The organism is Nonomuraea sp. NPDC001684 (assembly GCF_053596515.1).
Map to the genome: position 1 here is coordinate 26,720 of NZ_JBSFGJ010000037.1, position 16,067 is coordinate 42,786.

12 protein-coding genes are annotated in these 16,067 nt (G+C 72.7%); 6 read left to right on the top strand and 6 right to left on the bottom strand.

Features of this window, described 5'->3' with window-relative positions:
• Complete coding sequence (locus ACWCSD_RS10655) at positions 1 to 588, top strand: TetR/AcrR family transcriptional regulator (RefSeq protein WP_358291395.1); 588 nt, start codon at positions 1 to 3, stop codon at positions 586 to 588.
• Between the two features lie 25 nt (positions 589 to 613).
• Here the strand turns inward: ACWCSD_RS10655 and ACWCSD_RS10660 are convergent, their stop codons facing one another.
• Complete coding sequence (locus tag ACWCSD_RS10660; RefSeq protein ID WP_449914057.1) at positions 614 to 1,483, bottom strand: LysR family transcriptional regulator; 870 nt, start codon at positions 1,481 to 1,483, stop codon at positions 614 to 616.
• Positions 1,484 to 1,554: 71 nt separating this feature from the next.
• Here ACWCSD_RS10660 and ACWCSD_RS10665 point away from each other — a divergent pair, with 71 nt between their 5' ends.
• On the top strand, positions 1,555 to 2,433 hold the full coding sequence (locus ACWCSD_RS10665; RefSeq protein WP_387671679.1) for a 4-hydroxy-tetrahydrodipicolinate synthase family protein: 879 nt from the start codon (positions 1,555 to 1,557) through the stop codon (positions 2,431 to 2,433).
• On the opposite strand, the gene ACWCSD_RS10670 is transcribed toward ACWCSD_RS10665, so the two are convergent.
• The gene (locus tag ACWCSD_RS10670) at positions 2,395 to 3,558 is read right to left on the bottom strand and encodes an FAD-dependent oxidoreductase (RefSeq protein WP_397155277.1); all 1,164 of its coding nucleotides are present in this window, start codon (positions 3,556 to 3,558) and stop codon (positions 2,395 to 2,397) included. The two genes, ACWCSD_RS10665 and ACWCSD_RS10670, sit on opposite strands and share 39 nt — an antisense overlap.
• A gap of 84 nt (positions 3,559 to 3,642) precedes the next feature.
• On the opposite strand from ACWCSD_RS10670, the gene ACWCSD_RS10675 reads away from it, so the two are divergent.
• On the top strand, positions 3,643 to 4,083 hold the full coding sequence (locus tag ACWCSD_RS10675) for a MarR family winged helix-turn-helix transcriptional regulator (RefSeq protein WP_358291403.1): 441 nt from the start codon (positions 3,643 to 3,645) through the stop codon (positions 4,081 to 4,083).
• Positions 4,084 to 4,241: 158 nt separating this feature from the next.
• Positions 4,242 to 5,945: an ABC-F family ATP-binding cassette domain-containing protein gene (locus ACWCSD_RS10680; RefSeq protein WP_449914060.1), complete on the top strand. Its 1,704-nt coding sequence runs from the start codon at positions 4,242 to 4,244 to the stop codon at positions 5,943 to 5,945.
• Between the two features lie 81 nt (positions 5,946 to 6,026).
• On the opposite strand, the gene ACWCSD_RS10685 is transcribed toward ACWCSD_RS10680, so the two are convergent.
• The 3 genes from ACWCSD_RS10685 to ACWCSD_RS10695 are packed head-to-tail and all read right to left on the bottom strand — an operon-like array spanning position 6,027 to position 13,502.
• Entirely contained in the window at positions 6,027 to 10,853 is a 4,827-nt protein-coding gene (locus ACWCSD_RS10685) for a DNA repair ATPase (RefSeq protein ID WP_449914062.1), read from the bottom strand.
• A gap of 1 nt (position 10,854) precedes the next feature.
• Positions 10,855 to 12,951 carry a flotillin family protein gene (locus tag ACWCSD_RS10690; protein ID WP_397155285.1) on the bottom strand — a complete coding sequence of 699 codons (2,097 nt, stop codon included), beginning with the start codon at positions 12,949 to 12,951 and terminating at the stop codon, positions 10,855 to 10,857.
• The gene (locus tag ACWCSD_RS10695; RefSeq protein ID WP_449914064.1) at positions 12,951 to 13,502 is read right to left on the bottom strand and encodes a hypothetical protein; all 552 of its coding nucleotides are present in this window, start codon (positions 13,500 to 13,502) and stop codon (positions 12,951 to 12,953) included. The genes ACWCSD_RS10690 and ACWCSD_RS10695 overlap by 1 nt, the downstream gene beginning before the upstream one ends.
• A 155-nt stretch (positions 13,503 to 13,657) precedes the next feature.
• On the opposite strand from ACWCSD_RS10695, the gene ACWCSD_RS10700 reads away from it, so the two are divergent.
• Positions 13,658 to 14,572, top strand: a complete 915-nt coding sequence (locus tag ACWCSD_RS10700) for an NADP-dependent oxidoreductase (RefSeq protein ID WP_387672198.1) — start codon at positions 13,658 to 13,660, stop codon at positions 14,570 to 14,572.
• Between the two features lie 78 nt (positions 14,573 to 14,650).
• Here the strand turns inward: ACWCSD_RS10700 and ACWCSD_RS10705 are convergent, their stop codons facing one another.
• On the bottom strand, positions 14,651 to 15,166 hold the full coding sequence (locus ACWCSD_RS10705; RefSeq protein ID WP_449914066.1) for a CGNR zinc finger domain-containing protein: 516 nt from the start codon (positions 15,164 to 15,166) through the stop codon (positions 14,651 to 14,653).
• 103 nt (positions 15,167 to 15,269) lie between these two features.
• Between ACWCSD_RS10705 and ACWCSD_RS10710 the strand changes: the two genes are divergently transcribed.
• The coding region (locus ACWCSD_RS10710) for an alpha/beta fold hydrolase (RefSeq protein ID WP_449914068.1) at positions 15,270 to 16,067 on the top strand (798 nt) is incomplete at its 3' end.

A 16,067-nucleotide genomic window follows, 5' to 3' on the forward strand; every position in this document is an offset into this window, starting at 1 on the left:
ATGGAACGTCAAGAGCGGGCCGACGCCGCGCGCAACAGGCGGGCGATCCTGCGGGCGGCGGAGGAGCTGCTCCGCCGCCACCCGCCCGAGCAGGTCTCCGTCGAGCGGGTGGCGGTGGCCGCCGGCGTGGGCAAGGGGACGGTGTTCCACCGGTTCGGCAGCCGTACCGGGCTGATGCGCGAGCTGATGAGCGAGCGGGCCCGCGAGCTGGACAAGGCGGTGGCCGAGGGCCCGCCGCCGCTCGGCCCCGGAGCGCCGCCCGTCGAGCGGCTGGTCGCCTTCCTGGGCGCGGTGGCCGAGCTGGCGGCGCGCAACGGCAACCTGGTGGCCGCGCACGAGCACGCGGTCGCGACCAGCAGATCCGAGCCCCGGGAGACCAACCCGATCTACACCGGCTGGCACCGGCACGTCACCGCCCTGATCACGGAGGGCCGCCCCGACGTGGACGCGGACGAGATCGCGCACCTGCTGCTCGGGTCCCTGCACATGGAGCCGATCGCGAGCCGGTTGCGGGCGGGGGACAGCGCGCGGCTCGCCCGCAGTTTCGCCGCCCTCGCCGAGGGCCTGCTCGGCAGGCCCGCCCCTTAGCCCGGAGGACCGGCGGGTACGGACGTCAGAGGGGGAGGGTGGTGGCGGCGGTGTGGAAGGCGGCGACGGCCGCGCGGACCGCCGGATGGTCGCCGTAGCCGCGGCGGAAGGCCGCCCGCGTGCGGCGGCTCAGGGGCAGGCGGGTCAGCGAGACGCCGTCCGGCGGGGTGAGCGCCGCCAGCCTGGGCACGAGCGCGACGCCCTGACCGGCGGCGGCGAAGGCGAGCACGGTGTCGAAGTCGTCGATGTGATGCCGGACCTTGGGCTCGAACCCGGCCGCCTGGCAGGCCCTGATCGCCATGGTGTGGCAGAGCGTGCCCGGCTTGCCGGTGATCCACGGGTCGTCGCGGGCGTCGAGGACGCGGGCCCGGTCGGTCAGGTACATCGGCTCGGTGAACAGCGGCTCGGTCTCGATGGAGGCGTCGGTGACCGGGGGCACGAAGTCGTACTCGTGCACGAGGGCGACGTCGAGCTCGCCCGCGCGCAGCGCCGCCGAGACGTCGGCGGGGTCGATCTCGGCCACCATCGGCTCCAGCCCGGGACAGTCCGCGGCCAGGCGGGCGAGCGCAGGGGGCAGCAGCACGCGGGTGGCCGTCGGGAACGCGCCGATCCGCAGGGGCCCCGACGGCCCGCCCCGGGCCGCGGCGAGCGCGGCCGAGGCGCGTTCGAGCTGTTCCAGGACGGCCTGCGCGTACTCGACCAGCAGCAGCCCGGCCGGGGTGAGCGTGACCGTGCGCCCGGTGCGTTCCAGCAGCGGCACGCCCGCCTCCCGTTCCAGGGCGCTGAGCTGCTGCGAGACCGCCGAGGGGGTGAAGGTGACCGCCTCGGCCACGGCGGTGATCGTGCCGCGCCTGGCCAGCTCGCGGAGCAGGTGGAGCTTGCGTGGGTCGAGCATAAGTCCATCTTAAGCTCGAACGAAGAAATCCGAACTGGACCTAACAGGTCTGCGGGCGGCAGGCTCGAAGCATGCTGAGAGGAATCCACGTACCGCTGGTCACGCCGTTCACGTCGTCGGGGGAGGTGGCCGCCGACGCGGTCGAGAAGCTCGCCCGGCAGATGCTCGACGAGGGCGCGGCCGGTCTGGTGGCGCTGGGGACGACGGCCGAGGTGGCCGCCCTCGACCCCGGCGAGCGGGCCCTGGTGGTCGAGACCTGCGTACGCGTGTGCGCCGAGCGCCGGGCGCTGCTGACCGTCGGCGTGACCGGGAACGACACCCGCACGACCGCCGCGGCGCTGCGCGAGCTGCCCGCCGGGGTGGACGCGGCCCTGGTGACCGTGCCGTACTTCCTGCGGCCCGGCGAGCGCGGCGTGATCGCGCACTTCGAGGCGCTGGCCGAGGCGTCACCCGTGCCGCTGGTGATCTACCACATCCCCTACCGGACCGGGCAGGCCGTGGGCGCCGCGACGCTGCGGGCCGTCGGGGAGCACCCGAACATCGCGGGCGTCAAGTACGCCGCCGGCGGCATCGACCAGGACACGGTGGACCTGCTCGCGGACCTGCCCGACGGCTTCGAGGTGCTGGGCGGCGACGACGCGTTCGTCTCGCCGCTGCTCGCGCTCGGCGCCACCGGCGGCATCCTGGCCTCGGCGCACGTGCTGACCAGGAGCTTCGTCGAGCTGGTCGACGCCTGGCTGGCGGGTGACGTGGCCACCGCGCGTCCGCTCGGGCACCGGCTGGCCCAGGTCTCCCGCGCGCTCTTCGCCGAGCCCAACCCGACCGTGATCAAGGGCGTCCTGCACGCCAGGGGCCTGATCCCGACGCCGGACGTGCGGCTGCCGCTGCTGCCCGCCTCCGCCGCCGCGGTGTCACAGGCCGACCTGGTGGCGGTACATCCAGGCCAGTGACTCCTGGCTCGCGCCGCGCTTCAGGAACATCGGCAGCATCAGGTCGCGGAAGACCCGGGCGACCGGGCCCGCGGCCTTGCTGTTGCTGATCGTCCTGGAGTAGGCGACCACCCGCTCGACCCTCGGCCGCCGCTCGGCCTCGAACCGCTCGAACGCCGCGCGGTGGTCCTTCGCCTCGCGCAGGCACCTGGCCAGCACGACCGCGTCCTCGACGGCCAGCGAGGCGCCCTGGCCGGAGCTGGGCGAGGTGGCGTGGGCGGCGTCCCCGGTGAGCAGGACGCGGCCCCGGTGCCAGACGGGCACCGGCGGCAGGTCGTACACCGGCAGCGCCGGGCCCACGGGGCCGCGGCGGACGAGGTCGGCCGAGGGGTTCGCATCCCCCTCGAACGCCGCCGCCAGGACGGGCCGCCAGTCGGCGGGCACGTCGCCGAGCCGCCTGGGCAGGTTCGCGAACCACCACATGTCGCCCGACTCGGTCACCGTGCAGCCGAAGAAGGCCCGCTTGCCGAAGACCATGTCGTAGACGCCGGGCTCGCCGCCGAACCCGCCGAATTCGTTGCGCGCGGTGTTCCTGACGATGCCGCCGAAGCTGTACAGGCCGCTGTAGCGCGGGCCGGGCGCGCCGGGGTCGAGCAGCGAACGGGTGCGCGAGTGCACGCCGTCGCAGGCGATCAGCAGGTCGCCGGCGGCCGAGGCGCCGTCCTCGAAGGTCGCCACGACCTGGTCGCCGGTGTCGTCGTAGGAGACCAGGCGCCGGCCGTAGGCGATGGGGATGCCGCGCCGGGCGGCCTCGTCGCGCAGGGCGCCGTAGAGGTCGGAGCGGAGCACGGTGTGGCTGACCGTGCCGTCGTCGAGGCGCAGGCCGTTGGCCACCTCGCCGAGGCGCTTGCCGGTGCCGCTCCACATGACCATGCGCGGGGTGGGGATGGCCGACGACAGCACCTCGCGGTGGACGCCGAGCACGCGCAGGGCGGCCAGGCCGTTGGAGGCGAGGTTGAGGAACGAGCCGACGTTCTCGGCGCCCCGCGGGTACGCCTCGTGGATCTCGGCGTCGATGCCGGCCGCCTGAAGGGCCATCGCCGTGACGGGCCCGCCGATCCCGCAGCCTATGATCAGAGCCTTCATGCTGGTATCCTTTCGTTCGACCGAACGAAATATATGAGCGCGGGTGGCGGGATGTCCAGGGATATTTCGGAGCATCGAAAGAAATTGTTGGACGAACTGGTCGAGGCGGGCCGGGAGAGCAGCAACGCCGCGGTCATGTACCACAGCGCCATGGGCGAGCGGCTGGGCCTGGGGATGACCGAGGAGAAGACGCTCGACCTGCTCCAGCGCCTCGGGCCGCTGACCGCCGGGGAGCTGTCCCAGCACACGGGCCTCGCCCCGGCCTCCGTCAGCGGGCTGATCGACCGGCTGGAGGCCAAATGGCTGGTCCGCAGGGTGCGCGACACCAAAGACCGCCGCCGGGTCATCGTCGAGATCAACTGGGAGCGGCTGGCCGGCTTCGGCGAGCTGTTCGAGCCGTTCGTGGCCGCCATGTCCGGCCTGTACGACCGCTACACCGACGACGAGCTGGCCCTGATCGTCGACTTCCTCCGGCGGTCCACGGCCCTGCAACGGGAGGCCACCACGTCGCTGCGCACCGAATAAAGGGCTGTACACAATCCCGCTTATGGGCTACGGTGTCCGCCGATATGGGTTACTGCTTCCTGTGATTCTCACGCCCGAGGCGCATACGCGTTGAGCCGACCGCTCCGCCGCGCCTCGTACCGGTCATGTCCGCGTTGAGACAAGGAGGTGGAGCCTCTATGCGTACCGCTGCCCAATTGGCACTGAACGAGATCACCAAGCGTTACGACACCCGGATCGTCCTGGACCGGGTGTCGCTCACCGTCCGGCCCGGCGAGAAGGCCGGGGTGATCGGCGACAACGGCTCGGGCAAGTCCACGCTGCTCAGGCTCATGGCGGGCGTCGAGCGTCCGGACAACGGCGAGCTGACCGTGGTCGCGCCCGGCGGCGTGGGGCACCTGCCGCAGTCGCTGGAGCTGCCGCCGCACGCCACCGTGGCCGACGTCGTCGATCTGGCCCTGGCCGAGCTGCGCGAGATCGAGGCGCGCATGCGCGCGCTCGCCGGCACCGACCTGGACGCCTACGCCGCCGCCGTCGCCGAGTTCGAGGCGCGCGGCGGCTACGAGGCCGACACCCGGGTGGACGTCGCGCTGCACGGCCTGGGCCTGCCCGGCCTGGACCGGGACCGTCCGGTCGCGACGATGTCGGGCGGCGAGCGGTCCAGGCTCGCCCTGGCCGCGACGCTGGCCGCCGCGCCTGAGCTGCTGCTGCTCGACGAGCCGACCAACGACCTGGACGACCAGGCCGTCGCCTGGCTCGAACAGCACCTGCGCGAGCACCGCGGCACGGTCGTCGCGATCAGCCACGACCGGACGTTCCTCGACCGGGTCACCACGGTGATCCTGGAGGTCTCCGACGGGCGGGTGCGCCGCTACGGCGACGGCTACTCGGGCTACCTCGCGGCCAAGGCCGCCGAACGGGCCGCGCACGTGCGGGCCCACGAGGAGTGGCGGTCCGAGCTGGCCCGGCACGCCGGGCTGGTGGCGGCCAACGCGGGGCGGATGGCGGCCATCCCGCGCGGGATGGTCCAGGCCGGGATGGGCACCGGCGCGTGGCGGGCGCGGTCGCGTACGCACGGCGCCGCCGGGCGCGTCCGGCAGTCGCGGGCGCGGATGCGATGGCTCGAAGAGCACGCGGTGCCGCCGCCCCCCGTGCCGCTCCGCTTCACCGCCGCCATCACCGCCCCGCCCCCCGCCGACGTGCTCCTCCCGGAACGTCCCGACGTGGTCGTCCCGGCCGACGTGCGTCTGCCGGAACGCCTCCAGGGCGTGGCCGATGCGGGCGGGGCGGGGCCGCGGTCCTTCGTGGTCGTGCTCGACGGGGTGCGGGTGGCGGGGCGGCTGCGGATCGACGGGCTCGCCGTACGGCGGGGGGAGCGGCTGCTCGTCACCGGGCCGAACGGCGCGGGCAAGACCACGCTCATGCGGGTGCTGGCCGGCGAGCTGCGTCCCGACGAGGGGACCGTACGCCGGACTGGACGGGCCGGTCTGCTGCGTCAGGAGGACCGGGCGGCCCGGCTGGACCGTACCGTCCTCGCGGCCTTCGCCGAGGGACGGACGGGCAGCCTCGACGAGCACGCCGACCGGCTGCTCGGCCTGGGCCTGTTCCGGCCGGACGACCTGCGGCGGCGGCTGGCCGACCTCTCGTACGGACAGCGCCGCCGGGTCGAGCTGGCCCGCCTGGTCACGGAACCGGTGGACCTGCTGCTGCTCGACGAGCCGACCAACCACCTGTCGCCGATGCTGGTGGAGCAGCTTGAGGAGGCGCTGGCCCACTACGAGGGCGCGCTGGTGGTCGTCACCCACGACCGCCGCCTGCGCGCCGCCTTCACCGGCACCCACCTGGAGCTCGCACCCGCCCGGCCCAGCGAGCGGGCCCGCTGACAGCCGGGCCCGCTCCCCTCAGGGACCGGCCCGCTGAGGGCCGGGCCGCTCCGCTCAGGGGCCGGCCCCTGACGGCTGCGGTCAGCGGTCCGACTCCCTGATGGCCGTGCCCACCTCGCTCACCCGGTCGGCGAGGAGGCCGAGGGCGCCCACGGCCCTGGTCATCGGGTCGTCGCCGGCGCCGCCGAGCGCCCTGGCCCGGAGGAAGGCCGCCTTGATCTCCGCCCAGCGCGCCGCCTGGGCGGGGGTGAGGCGGCCGCGCAGCTCGGCCAGCTTGAGCAGGTTGGCCTCGGCGTCCTGGGTGAGGGTCTGCGCCTCGCCCAGGTAGTGGTCGTCGATCACCGCCTCCAGCTCCTCGTCGTTCATGGCGGGCACGATGCGCTCGGCCAGCTTGTTCATGTTCCGGTACGACCCCTGCAACCGGTACGGCGGCTCGGTCCTGGACGCCTCCGCCTGGGACGCCGACGCGATGTAGGCCGCGTTGTTGGCCAGCACCACCTCCTGCGCCCGCACCAGCTTGCCCAGCACGCCGAGCACCTGCTCCAGCTCGGCCTTGCCGTACGGGTGCCGGAGCTGGTCAGGCCGGACGGCCGGGTCCCCCTTGGCCAGGCGCACGAGGAGCTCGACGTCGGCCCGGTCGCGGCCCGAGAGGGGGGCGAGCACCGGGTTGGAGGTCAGCGCGTTGTCCACGTAGCTCAGCGCGAACAGCTCGTCCTTGCCGGAGAGCACGTCGCCCAGGTTCCACACGTCGGCCCGGTTGGCCAGCATGTCCGGGATGCGGAAGCGCTGCCCGGACTCGGTGTACGGGTTGCCCGCCATGCACACCGCGAAGCGCTTCCCGCGCAGGTCGTACGTGCGGGTCCGGCCGTTCCAGACGCCCTCGATGCGGCGCTGGGCGTCGCACAGCGAGATGAACTTCTGCAGCAGCTCCGGCGAGGTGTGCTGGATGTCGTCCAGGTAGAGCAGGGTGTTGTTGCCGCTCTCCAGCGCGAAGGAGATCTTCTCGACCTCCTGCCTGGCCGTGGCGTCGGGCGCGTCGGCCGGGTCGAGCGAGGTGACGCCGTGGCCGAGCGCCGGGCCGTTCACCTTGACGAAGACCAGGCCGAGGCGGCTGGCGACGTACTCCATCAGCGTGGTCTTGCCGTAGCCGGGCGGTGAGATGAGCAGCAGCAGGCCCATCTGGTCGGTGCGCTTGCCCGCGCCCGCCGCGCCGAGCTGCTTGGCCAGGTTGTCGCCGATCAGCGGCAGGTAGACCTCGTCCAGCAGCCGGTTGCGGACGAACGCGCTCATGACCTTGGGCCGGTACTCCTCCAGGCGCAACCGGCGGCGTTCCTGCTCGATCAGCTCGTTGCGGCGGCGCTGGTAGGCCCGGTAGGCCGGGACCCGGTCCTGCCTGAAGGCGCGCGCCCTGGTCAGCAGCTCGTCGAGCCTGACCCGCAGCCTGCGGTCCTGCACGCGCGGATGCGCGCCGAGCAGCCCCTCGACGGTCTCCTCGACGGCGGCGCCGGAGTCGTGACGCGGCAGGTCGCACAGGAGCACGGCGACGGCCTCGGCCACCTCGGGACCCTGCCGGTAGGCGCCGATCCAGGCGTGGGCGAGCTGCAGCCGCTCGGGCAGGGGGAGCGCGGCCAGCTCCTCCTCGAACTCGCGGGTCCTGGCCGGGCCGAGCGCCTGCCTGAAGCCGTCGAGGAGGTCGCGCGCCGCCTTGCCGGTCACGAAGCCCGACGGCATCGCGCCCAGCTCCTCGACCAGGTACTCGCCGGCCAGCGCGGCCGTGCTCTGCCTGGTGCTCTGCCCGGTGTCCTGGCCGGTGTCCTGGCCGGGGGAGAAGGCGGCGATCCGGCCGCCGAGCTCGGCGGCCAGCGCCTCCAGGGCGGGCGTCCGGCCGAAGACCGCGCGGGCGCGGACCAGGGAGGCGGCCCTGGTGGCCAATGTTTTACGTGAAACCTCGTCCGTGCCGAAGGCCCAGAAGAGCTGCGCCGCCGCGCGGGCCTCGGGCGGGTAGCGCAGCAGGCCGGCGCCCTCGCGCAGGCGGACCAGGCTCTCCAGGACGAGGATCGCGTCGTGGTCGTGCACGCCGCGCTCGTAGCCCTCGTCGTAGCGCTGCTCGGCGGCCTGGCGTACCAGGTCGGCCAGGGGAGTGCCGGGCTCCGCGGAGTCCAGGAGCGAGGCGGCCAGGTGCTCGGCCCGGTACATCTCCGGCGTCTCCGACACCAGCAGCTGCTCCCAGAACGGCCGCGTGTCCGCGAACGACGCCGGCACGGGCGCGCGGTAGTCGGTGCCCGTGATCGCGAAGTGCATCTCGCCGTCGTGCGGGACCAGCGTCAGGTCGATCGGCTGGGTGTTGACGGCGAACAGGTGACGGCCGAGGCGCAGCGTCTCGCCGCCGTCGGTGAACAGGTCCAGCCGGTCCCGCAGGGCGCGGCCGGCCTCCTGCTGGGCCGCCTTGACCCGGCCGTCCAGCTCCTCGGCCCGGACGGCGTCGCCCAGGGAGCGCAGCTCGGCCGCCGCCGTACGGACCCTGCCGACCATCGGATCGGTGGCGAAGTACGTGTTGACCTCGTCCATCGACCCCAGGGACGCCAGCCGTCTGGTCACGCTGCCCAGGATGCGCTCGGCCGAGGCGAAGACCCGGTCGGCCCGCCGGGCCAGGCCGTCGAGCTGGGTCTGCTTCCTGGCCGAGAACGCCTCGTAGACCTCGTCCCGCTTGCCCGCGAGCTGGGCGGCGAAGTCGTCGAACTCGCCGAACCGCGCCTCCAGGTTCTCCACCTGGAGCATCAGGCGGCCGAGCTGCTCGTCGCACTTGTCCGGCGTGTCGGCCATCGCCAGCGCGCCCGAGACGGCCTGCCCGAACAGGGCGAACTCGGCGGCGAAGGCCGCACGGCCCTCCGAGCCGAGCAGCTCGCGCCGCCGCCCGTCGAGCACGGCCCGCGCCCGGTTCACCCCGGCCAGCACCTCGGCGATCCGGCCCAGGATCGACGTGCGGACCGTGGCGTCGGCGATCTCCAGCGAGCCGACGACCTCCGTCACCACCTCCAGGCCCTCCGCCTGCTCGGCCAGCCGGTCGGCGACGGGCGCGGCCTCGGCCACGGTCGCGATCGCGGCGGCGTCGGCGGCCAGCCGTTCGACCGCCACGTGGTAGGCGGTGAACGCCTCCGCGCCCTCCAGGAAGGCCACCGCGCGCCGGCCGGTCGCGGCCAGCTCCGCGGTCACGGCGGCGGACAGCTCGTCCAGGCGGGCGAGGTCCAGGTAGCGGACGTCGCGCAGGGTCACCAGGCGGCCCTGCTGCCTGCGCAGTCCGGCCAGCGTGGTGACCCAGGCGTCGGCCGTCGCGGGGGTGTCGGCGGCGGCCGCGCGTACCAGGTGGGCGGTCTCCTCGGCGGCCGCGGCCAGGGCGTCGGCGGCCTGGCGGGTGAGCTGCTCGACGTTCTCGTACTCGTCGAGCACCTGCTCGGCGGTGGCGCGCACGTCGGCGAGCGGCGCGGCGAGCCCGTGCTCGCCGAGCCAGTGGTAGGAGTCGGCGGCGCGGGTGCAGGCGGCGATCAGCGCCTCGAACGTGGCCTCCGACGCCGCCATCTCCTCGACCATGCGGGCCACGGACAGGCAGTCGGAGATGCCGCGCACCAGTTCGGCGTTGCCGATGCGCTCCAGGGGCCCGGTCCCGGCGGGCTGGGCGGCGGCGTAGGTGTCGGACACGTACGGCGTCTGCCACACCTGCATCGGGTGGACCCGGGTCGGCTCCTCGGAGAGGGCGCGGAAGACCACCATCGTGCCGTCGTCGAACAGGGAGTACCCGTGGCAGACGATGGGGTTGGCCACCTCCTTCCTGATCACGTTGTACGGCAGCAGCAACGAGCGGCCGTCGCCCCGGGCGTGGAAGACGTACAGGACGTCCTCGCCGTTGGGCGAGCGCACGACCCGCTCGAACTCCAGGTCCGCCACGTCCGTGTCGAAGGTCTTGCTGATCCCGGTGGCCAGGTAGTAGCCGCCCGGGAAGATCAGCCCCTGGTCCTCGGGCAGCCGCTGGCAGGACTGGCCGATGCCGTCGAGCCTGGTCACCGCCTTGGTACGGGTGTTGAACACCAGATGCCGCCAGTCCGGCTCCTTGTATGGCCTGATCCGCATGAGGGCGAGCGGCCCGACCCTGGCGTACTCGACGTCGGCGTCGGCCAGCGACTGGAGGCGTTCGGTGACCGGCTCGGAGTAGACGCCCGCGCCAGTCTCGGTGTTGTTCTCGACCTTGATGGTGAGGTCGCCGCCGATCGTCTCGACGAAGACCTCGCCCTCGATGGAGATGTGCGGATGGCGGCCGAGGACGTGGTCGTCGCGGGTGGTCGGCGTCCACTCGAAGTCGTGGGACGGCGGGAAGACGTGGTCCCGCTCCCCCCTGTTATCCAGATATTTCGGGACACCGCCGTTGCTGACCGTCCACCTGAGCACCCGCGTGTCCGCCGGGCCCGTCCGGAACACCGCCAGCAGCTTGCCCTCGACCCGGCGCAGCTGCTGGAGCCTGGTCTCCTTGTAGTACCGGTACAGCTCGGCGAAGTCCTTCCTGAACGCCGGCTCCTCCAGCGTCTCCAGCTTCCCCGTCTCGAACGTGAACGCGTCCCCGTCCCTGGTGAAGCGGTGCACGGCGAACACGTCGGCCACGGTCGTCTCCGGCTTGAGCCCGATGAAGACGTTGTAGCCGAACAACATCACCTCGCCCAGCGAGACGATGTCCCTCGGGACGCAGTTGTTCTCGGTCCTGATCCGCTCGGTGCCGAGCAGGCGCAGCTCCGCGCCGCCGAAGACGCGCAGCCGCTGCCCGTTGACCTCCTCCGCCGCCACCGCGAGGGCCTTGGCCTGCGCCTGGAGACGGTTCCGCAGAACCTCGTAGGTCCCGGCTTCCAGCTCGGTGGTGCTCACGTCAGCCCTTCGCCGCCGCCAGCGCGGCCACGGGGGAGTCGGCCACGCCCAGCCGGCGCGCGGTCTCCAGCAGCTCGCCGAGCGCCGTCGACTGCGGGCCGCCGTCCTGGATGAGCCGCATGAGCAGGGCCGAGACGGTCAGGTTCTTGATGTCCTCGGTGCGCACCCCGCCGACCACGCTCGCGATGTCCGCCGCCAGGCTGGCCGTCCCGTTGAGGTACGGCGCCGCGAGGGCCCCCGCGACGTTCGAGTGGCCGACGAAGCCGTCCACCGCCTTGCCCGCGGTGATCGAGCCGACCACCTTGTCGAAGAACATCGTGTCGCCGCCGACGATGTCGATGTTGGCCTTGGCCAGGCCCGCCGCCAGCACGCTGGCCTGCGACTCGGCCACCTGGCGGGTGACGTCGATGTGCTTGAGCCTGATCTCCTTGTCGGCCTCCAGGCGCAGGCGGTACTCCTCGTGGCCCCGGCTGGCCTCGTCCAGGGCGGCCATCGCGGCGGCCTTCTGGGTCAGGCCCTCGGCCTCGGCCTTCAGCTTCTCGCCGATCGCGGTGGCGCCGGCCAGCGCCATGGCCTGCTCGCCCTCGGCCTGGGCCTTGAGCCGGTCGCCCTCGATCAGCGCCATGGCCCGCGCGCCCTCGGCCTCGGCCCGCAGCCTCTCGCCCAGGGACAGGGCCTCGGCGCGGCCGACCTTCTCGATGGCGTCCGCGTCGCGCTCCTTGACCTGCACCTGCGCCAGCCCGGCCGCGGCGGACTCGGCCTGCACGCCCTCCGCGAGCCGGATCTTGGCCCGCGCCTCCAGCTCCGCGGCCTGCTGCCGGGCCTCGGCCAGCACCAGCTCCTCGCGGGCCTTGAACTTCGAGGCCGCCTCGGCGGCCTCGGCCGCCTTGATGTCCTTGACCAGGTTCTCCTGCGCCTCGGCCTCGGCCGCGATGATCACCTGCTGACGGGTGCGCTCGGCCTCCTCGACCACCCGCAGCCGCTTGATGCTCTCCTCCTGCTCGGCCACCGTCTTGTCGACCGCGATGCGCTCCCGGATGACCTCGGCGATCGACCGCTTCTCGGTCTCGACCTCCTTGTCCTTGGCGATGCGCGACAGCTCGGTCTCCCGCTCGCGGGCGATGACCTCCAGCAGGCGGTCCTTCTCGATGCGCTCGCTCTCGATCGCGATCACCCGCTCGCGGTTCTTCTCGGCGACCGCCACCTCGCGGGCCTGGTTCTCCCGCTGCACGCCGATCTGCTCGTCGGTCTTGATGCCGGCCGTCTGCGCGCGCAGCCGCTCCTCGGCCTGCACGCGGGCGATCTCCGCCTCCTCGCGGGCCTTGACGGTCTCGATCTCGCGGCGCTGCTTGAGCTCGGCGTCGGCCTGGCGGCGCTGGAGCTCCAGGATGGCCTCGCGGGCGTCCACGTTCTGGCGGGTGATCTCCTTCTCCTCGGCCCGCTGGAACTCGTTGGTCCGTACGTGCTCCAGCGCGGTCAGCTCGGTGATCTTCCTGATGCCCTGCGCGTCCAGGATGTTGCTGGAGTCGAGCTGGGTGAGCGCGGTCTGCTCCAGGTAGTCGATGGCGGCGTCTTCGAGGCTGTAGCCGTTCAGGTCGGTGCCGATGAGCCGGATGATCTCGTCGCGGAACTCGTCCCGCTTGGTGTAGAGGTCGACGAAGTCGAGCTGCTTGCCGGCCGTCTTCAGCGCCTCGGAGAACTTGGCGCTGAACAGCTCCTGGAGGGTGTTCTCGTCGCTGGCCCGCGCGGTGCCGATGGCCTGGGCGACCTTGATGACGTCCTCGGCGGTCTTGTTCACCCGGACGAAGAACGTGATCTTGATGTCGGCCCTGATGTTGTCCCGGCAGATCAGCCCCTCACGGCCGGTACGCGTGATCTCGATGGTCTTCACCGAGATGTCCATGGTCTCGGCCTTGTGGACGACCGGCAGCACGATGGCGCCGGTGAACGTCACGTCCACCTTGTTGACCTTCGACACGATCAGCGCCTTGCCCTGTTCCACCTTGCGGAAAAGGCGGCCGATGATGACCAGCAGGCCAATCACGATGACCAGGACGACGGCGAGAAATACGCCGAAGCCCGTGGAGATGACGTCCATCAGAGCTCGCTTTCGTAGGGCATGACCCAGAAGAATTCGCCGTCTTTGTCGTATTCGAAGATGAGTGCTTTGTCGCCGCGGCCCAGGCGGTCCCGTCCGGTCGTCCGGACCTGGACGACCGCGGTCGAGCCGTCCTCGGCGGTGACCTCGGCCTGGCCGAATTCGGGGGTGGCGGCGCCGGTGCGGATGACGCACGGGCGGCCCACGAGGTCGCCGCGCGAGTGCTGCCCGCCGTCCTGGAAAGCCCTGCGCAGCGGCCCGATCAGGGCGCGCGTGGCGAGCCAGCCGCCCGCCGCCGCGGCGAAGGGCACGGCGGCCAGCGCGGCGTCCGGCAGCACCTGGCCGCCGACCAGACTCAGCAGCCACGCGACCGCCACCAGCAGGGAGATGACGATCCCGGCGGGGACGCCCCCGAATCCCAGCCATGGCGCGTCGTGGTCGAGGTCCAGCAGGCCCGCGATGACGGCCAGCCAATAAGCCAGGACCGCCGCGAGGAGAAAAGTGAAAATGACGGTCGGAAAGCCCAGAGCGGCGTGGAAGAACTCGGTCATCAGCCCTCGGTTTGCCCCATCCCCCGGTGTGTCCTGACGGACTATATACATATAAAGCGCGACTAAAGCGGAAAGTTCCCGACTTCATATCGAAAGTTAGCCGACTTGACCTCAAGGGCGGTTGAGGTAGCACGCTCGACGGCATGACTGACGTGATGAGGGCGGCGGCGTTCGCCGAGCCGGGCGGCCCCGAGGTGCTGAAGGTGATGGAGGTGCCCGCGCCGCAGGCGGGCCCGGGACAGGTGCGCGTCCGCGTGCGGGCGGCCGGCGTGCAGCCGTTCGACGCGGCCGTACGGGCGGGGTGGCTGCCGCCGTACATGGGGGACGTGCCGTGGCCGCGCATCCCGGGCAACGAGTTCGCCGGCGTGGTCGACCAGGTGGGCGACGGGGTCGCCGGGGTGTCGGCCGGGGACGAGGTGCTGGGCTTCTCGCGGCTGTTCGCCTACGCCGAGTACATCGTGGTCCCGGCGGCCGACGTGGCCCCCAAGCCCGCCGGGACGCCCTGGGAGGTGGCCGGCGGGCTGACCTCCGGCGTGCAGACGGCCGAGCTGGCCCTCGACGCCCTGGCGGTCGGCGCCGGCGAGACGCTGCTCGTGCACGGCGCGGCCGGGTCGGTGGGCACGGCGGCCGTGCAGATCGCCCGCATGCGCGGCGCCACGGTGATCGGCACCGCCCGCGAGGCCAACCACGACCACCTGCGCGACCTCGGCGCGATCCCGGTCGCCTACGGTGACGGGCTCGCCGACCGGGTGCGCGCGCTCGCCCCCGGCGGCGTGCACGCGGCCCTCGACGGCGCCGGCGGCCACGCCCTGGAGGTCTCGCTCGACCTGGTCGCCGACCGCGGGCGCATCGTCACGCTGGTCGAGCACGGCCGGGCGGCCGAGCTGGGCGTCAAGGTCGTCCAGGGCGAGCGCACGGCCGAACGGCTCGGCCGGTACGCCGCCCTGTACGCCGAGGGCCGCTTCGCCTTCCCGGTGCGGCGGACGTACCGGCTGGAGGAGGCCGCCGACGCCCACCGCGAGATCGAGACCGGCCACGGCCGGGGGAAGGTCGTCCTCGTGACGGACTAGAGGTCCGCCACGATCTCCGGGCGGGCCGGTTCGGGCGGCGTTCCTGTGGCGCCGGCCGAGCCGGCCCGCCTTCGCGGTTCAGACGGCGTTCTTGTGGCGCTGGTTGAACCGGCCCGCCTTCGCGCGGTTGCCGCACACCTCCATCGAGCACCACCTGCGGCTGCCGTTCTTGCTCACGTCGAGGAACCACAGGACACAGGCGGGGTTCGCGCACTTGCGCAGCCGTTCAGGACGTTCGCGCAGGAGCCGGACGAAGTCGGCGGCCGCCGTCCAGGCCGACTCCCAGGCCGGATCGCTCACCACGACGGTCTCGCGCGGCCCGTCGGCGTCCACCCGCGGCCTGGTCGAGCCCTCGGCGAGCACCGCGTTGAGCGCGTCGTGCCCCCGGCCTTCGAGCGAGCCGCGCAGCGCGTCCCGCGCCCGGACGAGCCGGTCGCGCACCCGCTCCAGATCGTCCTCGCCCGGCAGGCCGTGGTCGCCGAGCCAGGAGCGCACGCCTTCCAGGTCGTCGAACTGGTCGAGCAGGGCGCCCTGGTCCACCCAGACGGTGTCGACCAGGTCGAGCGCCATGGGCTCGTCGCGAAGCGGCCGCATCCTCACTGCCTCTAACCCCCCAAAGCGATTTGACTGGTTAACGATCGCCATGCTACCACTTAACCAGCAAAACGGATTTAGCCGGTTATAGCTGGAGGATGAGATGACTGTTCGGTACCGCACCGCTGTGGTGGACGGCCTCGACGTGTTCTACCGGGAGGCCGGTGACCCGTCGGCGCCCACGCTGGTGCTGCTGCACGGGTTCCCGACCTCGTCGGTGGCCTACCAGGAGCTGATCGCCGACCTGGCGGACGAGTTCCATCTGATCGCACCGGACTACCCGGGCTTCGGCCACAGCTCGGCCCCCGCCGCCGACGAGTGGGAGTACAGCTTCGACCACCTGGCCGACGTGGTGGACAGCCTCCTGGACACCCTGGGCGTCGCCAAGTACGCGCTCTACGTGCACGACTACGGCGCCCCCGTCGGCTTCCGGCTCGCCGTCCGGCACCCGGAGCGCATCACCGGCATCGTCACCCAGAACGGCAACGCGTACGAGGAGGGTCTGACGCCGTTCTGGGAGCCGCTGCGCAAGGCGTGGGCCGACCCCTCCGAGGAGAACACCTCCGCGCTGCTCGGCCTGCTCACCCCCGAGGCCACCCACTGGCAGTACACCCACGGCGTCCCCGACGCCGCCATGGTCAACCCCGACAAGGCGGCCCTCGACCAGGCTCGCCTCGACCGGCCCGGCAACCACGCCGTCCAGCTCGCCCTCTTCGTGGACTACGGCCGCAACCCGGGCCTCTACCCGCAGTGGCAGGAGTACCTGCGCACGCACCAGCCGCCGGTGCTGGCCGTGTGGGGGCGGCACGACGAGATCTTCGGCCCCGACGGCGCCCTCGCCTTCGACCGGGACACCAGGCGCGCCGAGATCCAGCTCATCGACGCGGGCCACTTCGCCCTG

Bases quoted from the DNA above. Each gene is read 5' to 3' on its own strand.
- ACWCSD_RS10655 (WP_358291395.1), top strand. From the start codon at position 1: ATGGAACGTCAAGAGCGGGCCGACGCCGCGCGCAACAGGCGGGCGATC.
- ACWCSD_RS10660 (WP_449914057.1), bottom strand. From the start codon at position 1,483: ATGCTCGACCCACGCAAGCTCCACCTGCTCCGCGAGCTGGCCAGGCGC.
- ACWCSD_RS10665 (WP_387671679.1), top strand. From the start codon at position 1,555: ATGCTGAGAGGAATCCACGTACCGCTGGTCACGCCGTTCACGTCGTCG.
- ACWCSD_RS10670 (WP_397155277.1), bottom strand. From the start codon at position 3,558: ATGAAGGCTCTGATCATAGGCTGCGGGATCGGCGGGCCCGTCACGGCG.
- ACWCSD_RS10680 (WP_449914060.1), top strand. From the start codon at position 4,242: ATGCGTACCGCTGCCCAATTGGCACTGAACGAGATCACCAAGCGTTAC.
- ACWCSD_RS10690 (WP_397155285.1), bottom strand. From the start codon at position 12,951: ATGGACGTCATCTCCACGGGCTTCGGCGTATTTCTCGCCGTCGTCCTG.
- ACWCSD_RS10695 (WP_449914064.1), bottom strand. From the start codon at position 13,502: ATGACCGAGTTCTTCCACGCCGCTCTGGGCTTTCCGACCGTCATTTTC.
- ACWCSD_RS10700 (WP_387672198.1), top strand. From the start codon at position 13,658: ATGAGGGCGGCGGCGTTCGCCGAGCCGGGCGGCCCCGAGGTGCTGAAG.
- ACWCSD_RS10705 (WP_449914066.1), bottom strand. From the start codon at position 15,166: ATGCGGCCGCTTCGCGACGAGCCCATGGCGCTCGACCTGGTCGACACC.